Origin of the sequence: Paracoccus sp. SCN 68-21 (assembly GCF_001724535.1) — a bacterium.
In the GTDB taxonomy this organism is placed as follows: Bacteria; Pseudomonadota; Alphaproteobacteria; order Rhodobacterales; family Rhodobacteraceae; genus Paracoccus; species Paracoccus hibiscisoli.
In genome coordinates this window covers 46388-54463 of the sequence record NZ_MEES01000013.1, presented here as the reverse complement: position 1 = coordinate 54463, position 8076 = coordinate 46388, and the positions used below count along the sequence as shown (strand labels likewise).

The following is an 8076-nucleotide window of genomic DNA, read 5'->3' as shown; positions in this document are numbered from 1 at the left end:
CCGACAATCCCGATGTCAGGCTGCCCGCCGTGGCCACCTGATCAGACTCGGACCTTTCCGGAGGTCGGCGCTCTTACACCAGTCGGTGGGACACTATCTCCGTCTGGTCCACATGCTTCTGCATCTGGGCGTGGATGCGGGGGTGCATGTCGTCGGAGATCCCAAGCACCCGCAGACGTTTGGTGTTGATCGAACGGACCCCTGCGGCATCATCCATGAACCGCTGCACGAGGACCCTTCCGGTGAACCTCTAACGGGTCATGTTCACATGCGACATCCCCGAGGCCACAGAGGCGACCATCTGCGGCAAGCTCTCTGGCTAAGTCCAGCGCGTCAGGGTCATCGGCATCTCTGGCGTTGGTGATCGCGTCACGCCACAAAGCGCCCCGCTGGGCTGGCCCTAGAGTGGTAGGCTTAGCTGGTCCTGCGGGATTCCATCCGGGTAACTCTAGGGTGGCCCTGCGGCCCGTCTTGATCTGGCGAAACTGCATGGCTGTTTGTGCTTCCAGTTCGTCGCGGCCCTTCTTGGCTTCGATGACGTCAGCGGTGTGCAGGTTGACCATGATAAACTGTGGCCCTGCGATCACCTTGCGGACTGCTGCCGGGACCTGCTGGCGGAACCACCACACGTTGCGACTGAGGAGGAGAAGGCGAGTTGCGCCCTTGCTACTCTTGCCTGCCATTAGGCTGTCCTTCCCTCGCCATGCCGATAGCACCATGCTGATAGCGTATTGCTCAAAAAATATCTAACAACAGCTACTTATTGTTTTCATCCACTTTGGTTTAGCTTTCCCTCGGCTCCACCAGATTTCCGGAACCGGCCCTTTTTCGGCGACTTTGCGCCCCCTCGCGCAGGCGTGTCGGAACTTCGTCCTGCGGTTGCTGTTGGCTTGGCAGTGACGACCAGGAGGATCACATGTTCCAGAAGATAGCAATCGCCACGCTGCTTGCGTCCCTGCCCATCAGCGCCATGGCGCAGGACGCGGAGGGTGCCTTTACCCTGCCCGATCTGCCCTATGCCGCCGACGCGCTGGAGCCGGTGATCGATGCCGAGACGATGGAGCTGCATCACGGCCGCCACCATCAGTCCTATGTCGACAACCTGAACAACTCCATCGAGGCGGGCGACGCCCCCGAGGGCACCGCGCTGGAGGATCTGGTCGCGCAGGCCGGCACCTTCACCACCGCGATCCGCAACAATGCGGGCGGTCATTGGAACCATACCTTCTTCTGGGAGAGCATGGCCCCCACCGACGAGACCGGAGAGATGTCGCCTGAACTGACCGAGGCCATCGACACCGTCTTTGGGTCGCAGGAGGCGTTCCGCACGGCCTTTCAGGAGGCCGGCACCGGGCAGTTCGGGTCGGGCTGGGTCTGGCTGATCGTCAATGATCAGAACCAGCTGCAGATCACCGCGACGCCGAACCAGGACAACCCGCTGATGGACGTGGCCGAACAGCCGGGCACGCCGCTGTTGGGCAATGACGTGTGGGAGCACGCCTATTACCTGAACTATAACAACCGCCGCGCCGACTATCTGGAAAGCTGGTGGGACGTGGTGGATTGGGACGTGGTGTCCGAACGCTATCAGGCGGCACTGGCCGACTGATGCGCGCCCTCTGACCCGCGGCGCTGGTCAGAGGATGAAATCGGCCTCCGACAGGTTCAGCTGACCGGTCAGGCGGATCACCCCATCCGCCTGACCGTCGCCATTCGTGTCCAGCAGGATGCGGGTGGTGCTGGTCTGCGGCAGGCGCTGAACGACCAGCTGCGCGCCCTCTCCTGCGTTCAGGCGGTCGGTGATCTCGAACGCCTGGTTGCCGGGCGTGCGCCAATCCGCGTCGATGGCCGACAGGTCGATCCGGTCGGTGCCCCGGCGAAAATCGGTGATCAGATCCGCCGCGCCGAGTGGACTGTCGCCGATGCTGCGGAACACGAACAGATCGGCCCCCGCGCCCCCGGTCAGCGTGTCGACGCCCTGCCCGCCGATCAGCGTGTCATTGCCCAGACCGCCCATCAGCCGGTCCGCGCCCATGCCGCCATGCATCCAGTCATTGCCCATTCCGCCTTCCAGCAGGTCGGCGCCCGCGCGCCCCTCCAGTCGGTCATGGCCCGCGCCGCCGCGCAGCAGGTTGTTTTGCGCATTGCCCAGCAGCGTATCCTGACCCGCGCCGCCCTCGATGTTCTCGACCCCGCGGATGATGTCCAGGCCCATGCGGGTGTCCTGGCGCCCCGTCACGCCCAGGTCGATGCGAACGCCTTGCGCGCCCTGGATCACCACCCAGTCGGTCCCGGCACCCCCATCCAGCAGATCATTGCCCGCATCCATCAGCAGCCGATCCTGGCCCGCGCCGCCGAACAGCATGTCATCGCCCGTGCCCCCGCCCAGGGTGTCGTCGCCGCCATTGCCATAGAGCGTGTCATTGCCCGCCATTCCGAAGGCGCGATCCGCCTCGAAGCTGAGCCGGAACACATCGTTGCCGGACAGCGCGCGTTCGATCAGGCGCAGGTCATCGGCGCGCGACAGGGTCTGGGTGGCCGCGTCGATATCCGCCAGGGACAGGTTGATCCGGTCGAATTCCCACAGCTGTTCATAGGAGCTGCCGACCAGCCGCACCTCGGTGATGACGGTGACCGTCCCGCCGGTGACGCGCACGCCGTCGCTGCGAAAGCCGGACCCGCCGAAGCCCACACCATAGATGCCGTTGCCCGCCTCATAGGCCACCACCAGCAGATCCTGGATCAATCGGCCACGATTTTCGGAATAGCTGTCGTCGTAGAACTCCGCCCCCAGGGCATCGTAATAAAGGACGCTGAGATCGAACCTGGTCTGATCGAACCCGCGAAATGCGTAAATGTCTGCCATCGTGATATCCCCGGGACCGGCCCACACGGAAACAGCCCGCTTCCACCGGTTAACACATCATTAACCTTTGTGCCGGGAACGCGTCAAAGCCTATCGGCGGTCGTCCTTAATGATCGCGCGGCCTAGAGGCCCGCATCTTCGGGCAGGCCCAGCATGATGTTCAGGTTCTGCACCGCCGCCCCCGACGCGCCCTTGCCCAGGTTGTCCAGCACCGCGACGATGGTGGCGCAGCCCGCCTCGTCATCGCCATGCACGCTGATGCGCAGGACGTTGGTGCCGTTCATCGCCGTCGGGTCGATCCGCGCGCCGATCTGATCGGCGGGCACCACCTGGACGAAGGGTTCGGCGGCATAGTGATCCGCCAGCGCCTGGTGCAGGGCGGCGACATGGCGGTCGTCGTCCAGATGCAGCGGCAGCTGCACCGCCATCCCTTGGGCGAAATTGCCGACCGCGGGCGCAAAGACCGGCTGCAGCAGCAGACCGCCATGGGTCATGATTTCGGGGATGTGCTTGTGGCGCTGGTTCAGGCCATAGACGAAATGCGCGGGCGCCGTGCCCGCGTCATATTCCGCGATCAGCGCCTTGCCGCCGCCGGTATAGCCGCTGACGGCGTTGATCGACAGCGCCTCGGATTCCTGGATCAGGCCGGCGGCGACCAGGGGCGCCACGATGGCGATGGCTCCGGTGGAATAGCAGCCTGGGTTGCTGACATGGCGCGCGGCGGCGATCATCTCGCGCATTTCGGGGGCCAGTTCGGGAAAGCCGAAGACCCAGGCCGGGTCGATCCGATAGGCGGTCGAGGCATCGATCAGCCGCACGTCCATGTCGGCGGTCAGGGCCACGGCCTCGCGCGCGGCATCGTCGGGCAGGCACAGGATGGCGACATCGGCCTGCGCGAAACAGGCGGCCCGCGCGGCGGGGTCCTTGCGGTGGGCGGGGTCCAGCTGAACCAGGCGGATGTCGTCGCGTCCCAGCAGGCGGTCGCGGATCTGCAGGCCGGTCGTGCCGGCCTCGCCATCGATGAAGACGCTGTGGGTCATGGTGTCAGCCTTTCGCGGGTGTCGCGCCCTTTTAGCGGATCGCCGCCGGGGTCACAACGCCGACGCGTCAGATGCTGCAGATCTCGGACCGGGTCAGGAAGCGTTTCTCGCGGCCGTTATCCAGGCTGAACATGCCGCCGCGCCCGGCGACCACGTCGATGATCAGGTCGGTATGCGCCCAAGCCTCGGCCTGGCTGGCCGAGATGTAGAAGGGCGCGCCGCCGATCTCTCCCAGTTTCACATCCCGCTCTCCGACGCGGAAATCGCCCTGCGGATAGCACATGGGCGAGGACCCGTCGCAGCAGCCCCCCGATTGGTGGAACAGGACCGGGCCGTGATCGGCCACGATCTCCTCGATCAGCTGCAGGGCGGCGGGGGTGGCGGTGACGGTGCTCATGTCTTCAGCCTTTTCTTGAGAAACCGCAGGACCTGCTCCTCCTCGGGGCGCAGGGCGGCGGTGGTCAGGGTGTCGTCGATCCTGCCGCGCAGATCCAGCTTTAGGTCATCGGCCAGATAGGCGTCGATGATCTGGGGATGGACATAGCACTGCCGGCAGATGGTCGGCGTGTTGCCAAGCCGCGCGGCCACGGCCTCGATCGCGTCGCGGACGTTGCGCTTGGCGGCGGCCTCGCTGTCGGCCTTCTCATATTCGGACAGGGCCAGGGCGGCCAGGACGGTGCCCGTCCAGGTGCGGAAATCCTTGGCGGTGATCTGGCGGCCCGTGACCGCGCGCAGATAGTCGTTCACCTCGGTCGAGGTGACCTGACGGCGCGCGCCCTCCTCATCGACATATTGGAACAGGTGCTGGCCGGGAATCTCCTGGATGGCGCGGATGATGCGCGCCACCCGGCGGTCGCGCAGGCCCAAGTCCCATTCCTTGCCCGACTTGCCCTTGAAGCGGAACCGCACCTGGTTTCCCTCCAGCGCGACATGGCGCATGCGCAGCGTGGTCAGGCCATGGGACTTGTTCTCGCGCGCATAGCGGGTGTTGCCGACCCGGATCATGGTGTTTTCCAGCAGGAACACGATGGTCGCCAGAACCTTTTCGGCGGGCAGGCCGCGCCGCGCCATGTCCTGTGCGATGCGGGCGCGCAGATCGGGCAGGCCGCGCGCGAAATCCAGCATGCGGTCATATTTGCTGCTGTCGCGCAGGGCGCGGAAATCGGGGTGATAGCGATATTGCTTGCGCCCCTTGGCGTCCCGCCCGGTCGCCAGGATATGGCCACGCGGATCGGGGCAGATCCAGACATCGGTATAGGCGGGCGGCACCGCCAGCGCGGCCAGCCGCTTGCGTTCGGCGCGGTCGGTGATGGTGCGCCCCTCCGCGTCCTTGTAGGAGAACCCCTTGCCCGCGCGCCGCCGGGTGATGCCCGGCATGTCGTCGTTCACATAGGTCAGGCCCGCCGACAGGGCGGCGTCCTCGGGGTCGGTGATGCTGTCCTTGGGCATGGGCGCGTCCGTTGCTGGCCTTGTGCCCCAACGCCAGGGGATCGGTCGGGGTTGCGGACGGCCCGACGGGCCGTCCGCGATGGCGTCAGAAAAAGCCCAGCTTCTTGGGGCTGTAGCTGACCAGCATGTTCTTGGTCTGCTGGTAATGGTCCAGCATCATGCGGTGGTTTTCGCGGCCGATGCCAGACTGCTTGTAGCCGCCGAAGGCCGCATGGGCCGGATATGCGTGATAGCAGTTGGTCCAGACCCGGCCCGCCTGGATCGCGCGGCCAAAGCGATAGCAGGTGTTCGCATCGCGCGACCACAGCCCCGCGCCCAGACCGTACAGCGTGTCATTGGCGATCGACAGCGCCTCGTCATGGTCCTTGAAGGTGGTCACGGACACGACCGGGCCAAAGATCTCCTCCTGGAAGACGCGCATCTTGTTGTGGCCCTTGAAGACCGTAGGCTTGATGTAAAAGCCGCCCGACAGCTCTCCGCCGTGATCCGCGGCCTCGCCGCCGATCAGCACCTCGGCGCCTTCCTTGCGGCCGATGTCGAAATAGCTGAGGATCTTCTCCTTTTGCTCGCTGCTGGCCTGCGCGCCGATCATCGTGGCGCTGTCGCGCGGGTCGCCCTGCACGATGGCCTCGACGCGCTTCAACGCGCGCTCCATGAACTGGTCATAGATCCGCTCATGGATCAGGGCGCGCGACGGACAGGTGCAGACCTCGCCCTGGTTCAGCGCGAACATCACAAAGCCCTCGATTGCCTTGTCGAAGAAATCGTCATCCTCGCGGCAGACATCCTCCATGAAGATGTTAGGCGACTTGCCGCCCAGCTCCAGCGTGACCGGGATCAGGTTCTCGGACGCATACTGCATGATCAGGCGGCCGGTGGTGGTCTCGCCGGTAAACGCGATCTTGGAGATGCGCGGATTGCTGGCCAGCGGCTTGCCGGCTTCCAGACCGAAGCCGTTGACGATGTTCAGCACGCCCGGCGGCAGGATGTCGGCGATCAGCTCGGCCCAGACCATGATCGTGGCGGGGGTCTGCTCGGCCGGTTTCAGCACCACGCAATTGCCGGCGGCCAGCGCGGGGGCCAGCTTCCAGCAGGCCATCAGCAGCGGAAAGTTCCACGGGATGATCTGGCCCACGACGCCCAGAGGCTCGTGGAAGTGATAGGCGATGGTGTCGTCGTCGATCTGGCTGATGCCGCCCTCCTGCGCGCGCAGGACGCCCGCGAAGTAACGGAAATGGTCGATGGCCAGCGGCAGGTCGGCGGCCATCGTCTCGCGGATGGGCTTGCCATTGTCCCAGGTCTCGGCCGTGGCCAGCAGATCCAGGTTGGCCTCCATCCGGTCCGCGATCTTCAGCAGCGCGTTCGAACGGTCGGTGGTCGAGGTGCGGCCCCAGGCCCCCTTGGCCTTGTGGGCGGCGTCCAGCGCGGCCTCGATGTCATCGGCGTTCGACCGGGCGATCTCGCCGATCTCGGCGCCGGTGATGGGGGTGGTGTTGGTGAAATAGCGGCCCGACTTGGGCGCGACCCATTCCCCGCCGATGAAGTTGTCATAGCGGCGGGCAAAGGGCATCACGCCCACGCCCTTGAATTCATGCGTCTGGTCGTTCGGCATCGGTTCCTCCTCCTCAGGATGTCAGACCCCGGATCTCCCGGTCCGGGTATGGCATCACGGTCCCGCAAGGGCCGATTCGGGGCAACAGCCCATCCACGCCGCAGCGCAGAAGATGTCTCAATCGTGAGACAGTCGTGCCGGTTCGTCGCCGATCCCCAACCGCGCCATGCGCCGGTACAGCGTCGCGCGGCCGATCCCCAGGGCGCGGGCGGCCTGCGTCACATTGCCCTCGGCACGCGCCAGGGCGCGAATGACGGCGGCGCGTTCGCCCCGGTCGAAACCGTGCAGGTCGTCCTGGCGGCCCAGCAGGTCGGCGGCGGGGCGGGGGCGGATCGCGCCCTCGCGCTCCAGCCCCAGGGCGCGGCGGGCGGCGCGGGTGGCGCCGATGGCCAGATCGTCGCGATCCACCGCCAGCAGCATGGCCTGTTCCGACGGGTCGTCCGAGGCCACCACGATCCGCGCCCCCGGAAAGCTGGAGCGGAAGAACACCGCCTCGATCGCGCGCGCGGTCGAGGCCACCTGCGCCGAGATCAGCCGGTTATAGCGTTCGGTCTGGTCGGCGCGCGCCGAGCTGACATCCAGCGCCGCCAGCAGCCGCCCGTCCGGGCCCCAGATCGGCGCGTCCATGCAGGACATGGCGGTGTTGCGGGTGTGGAAATGTTCGTCGCGGTGGATGGTCAGGGCGCGCCCCTCGGCCAGGCAGGTGCCGATGCCGTTGGTGCCCTGCGCGGCCTCGGACCAGTCGGCGCCCTGCCACAGGCCCCAGTCGCGAAACTGCTGGGCGTCGCCGTCCGACACCCGCTGGTCCAGCACGATGCCATGCGCATCGGTCAGCAGCACGTTGCAGCCCGACAGGCCGACCAGGTTGTACAGCTGATCCAGCTGCGGCCCGGCGACGGTCAGAAAGCCCTGCATCGCCTGATGACGGTCGGCCAGCTCGCGGTCGGACAGGCGGTCGGGGCGGCGGTGGTCGGCGGGGTCCAGCCCGTGCTTCAGCATGGACCGCCGCCAGGACGCGGCCAGCGCAGAGGTGGCGCTGCGCGATTGCGATTGCGCGGCCACACGGTCGGCGTGATTGCGGTGCATCGTGGTCTTCCTCCCCCCGATGC

General features: G+C 66.3%; 8 protein-coding genes. 1 reads left to right on the top strand and 7 read right to left on the bottom strand.

Features of this window, described 5'->3' with window-relative positions:
- Window positions 1-209: 209 nt before the first annotated feature.
- Window positions 210-683, bottom strand: coding sequence for a DUF6538 domain-containing protein (locus tag ABS73_RS06300; RefSeq protein WP_277019255.1), 474 nt, complete (start codon window positions 681-683; stop codon window positions 210-212).
- Window positions 684-916: 233 nt separating this feature from the next.
- On the opposite strand from ABS73_RS06300, the gene ABS73_RS06295 reads away from it, so the two are divergent.
- Window positions 917-1609, top strand: coding sequence for a superoxide dismutase (locus ABS73_RS06295; RefSeq protein ID WP_277019253.1), 693 nt, complete (start codon window positions 917-919; stop codon window positions 1607-1609).
- 27 nt (window positions 1610-1636) lie between these two features.
- Here ABS73_RS06295 and ABS73_RS06290 read toward each other — a convergent pair whose 3' ends face one another.
- The 6 genes from ABS73_RS06290 to ABS73_RS06265 form a co-directional block, all read right to left on the bottom strand.
- Window positions 1637-2866: a calcium-binding protein gene (locus ABS73_RS06290; RefSeq protein ID WP_277019251.1), complete on the bottom strand. Its 1230-nt coding sequence runs from the start codon at window positions 2864-2866 to the stop codon at window positions 1637-1639.
- A gap of 122 nt (window positions 2867-2988) precedes the next feature.
- A complete protein-coding gene (gene argC, locus ABS73_RS06285) occupies window positions 2989-3906 on the bottom strand; it encodes an N-acetyl-gamma-glutamyl-phosphate reductase (RefSeq protein WP_277019249.1) in 918 nt (305 codons plus the stop codon).
- Window positions 3907-3973: 67 nt separating this feature from the next.
- On the bottom strand, window positions 3974-4303 hold the full coding sequence (locus tag ABS73_RS06280) for a DUF779 domain-containing protein (RefSeq protein ID WP_136854930.1): 330 nt from the start codon (window positions 4301-4303) through the stop codon (window positions 3974-3976).
- Window positions 4300-5355 carry a DNA topoisomerase IB gene (locus ABS73_RS06275; RefSeq protein ID WP_277019246.1) on the bottom strand — a complete coding sequence of 352 codons (1056 nt, stop codon included), beginning with the start codon at window positions 5353-5355 and terminating at the stop codon, window positions 4300-4302. The genes ABS73_RS06280 and ABS73_RS06275 overlap by 4 nt, the downstream gene beginning before the upstream one ends.
- An 85-nt stretch (window positions 5356-5440) precedes the next feature.
- Window positions 5441-6967, bottom strand: coding sequence for an aldehyde dehydrogenase (adh, locus tag ABS73_RS06270; RefSeq protein ID WP_277019243.1), 1527 nt, complete (start codon window positions 6965-6967; stop codon window positions 5441-5443).
- A 117-nt stretch (window positions 6968-7084) separates the two neighbouring features.
- Window positions 7085-8053 carry a GAF domain-containing protein gene (locus ABS73_RS06265; protein ID WP_277019241.1) on the bottom strand — a complete coding sequence of 323 codons (969 nt, stop codon included), beginning with the start codon at window positions 8051-8053 and terminating at the stop codon, window positions 7085-7087.
- Window positions 8054-8076: the final 23 nt, after the last annotated feature.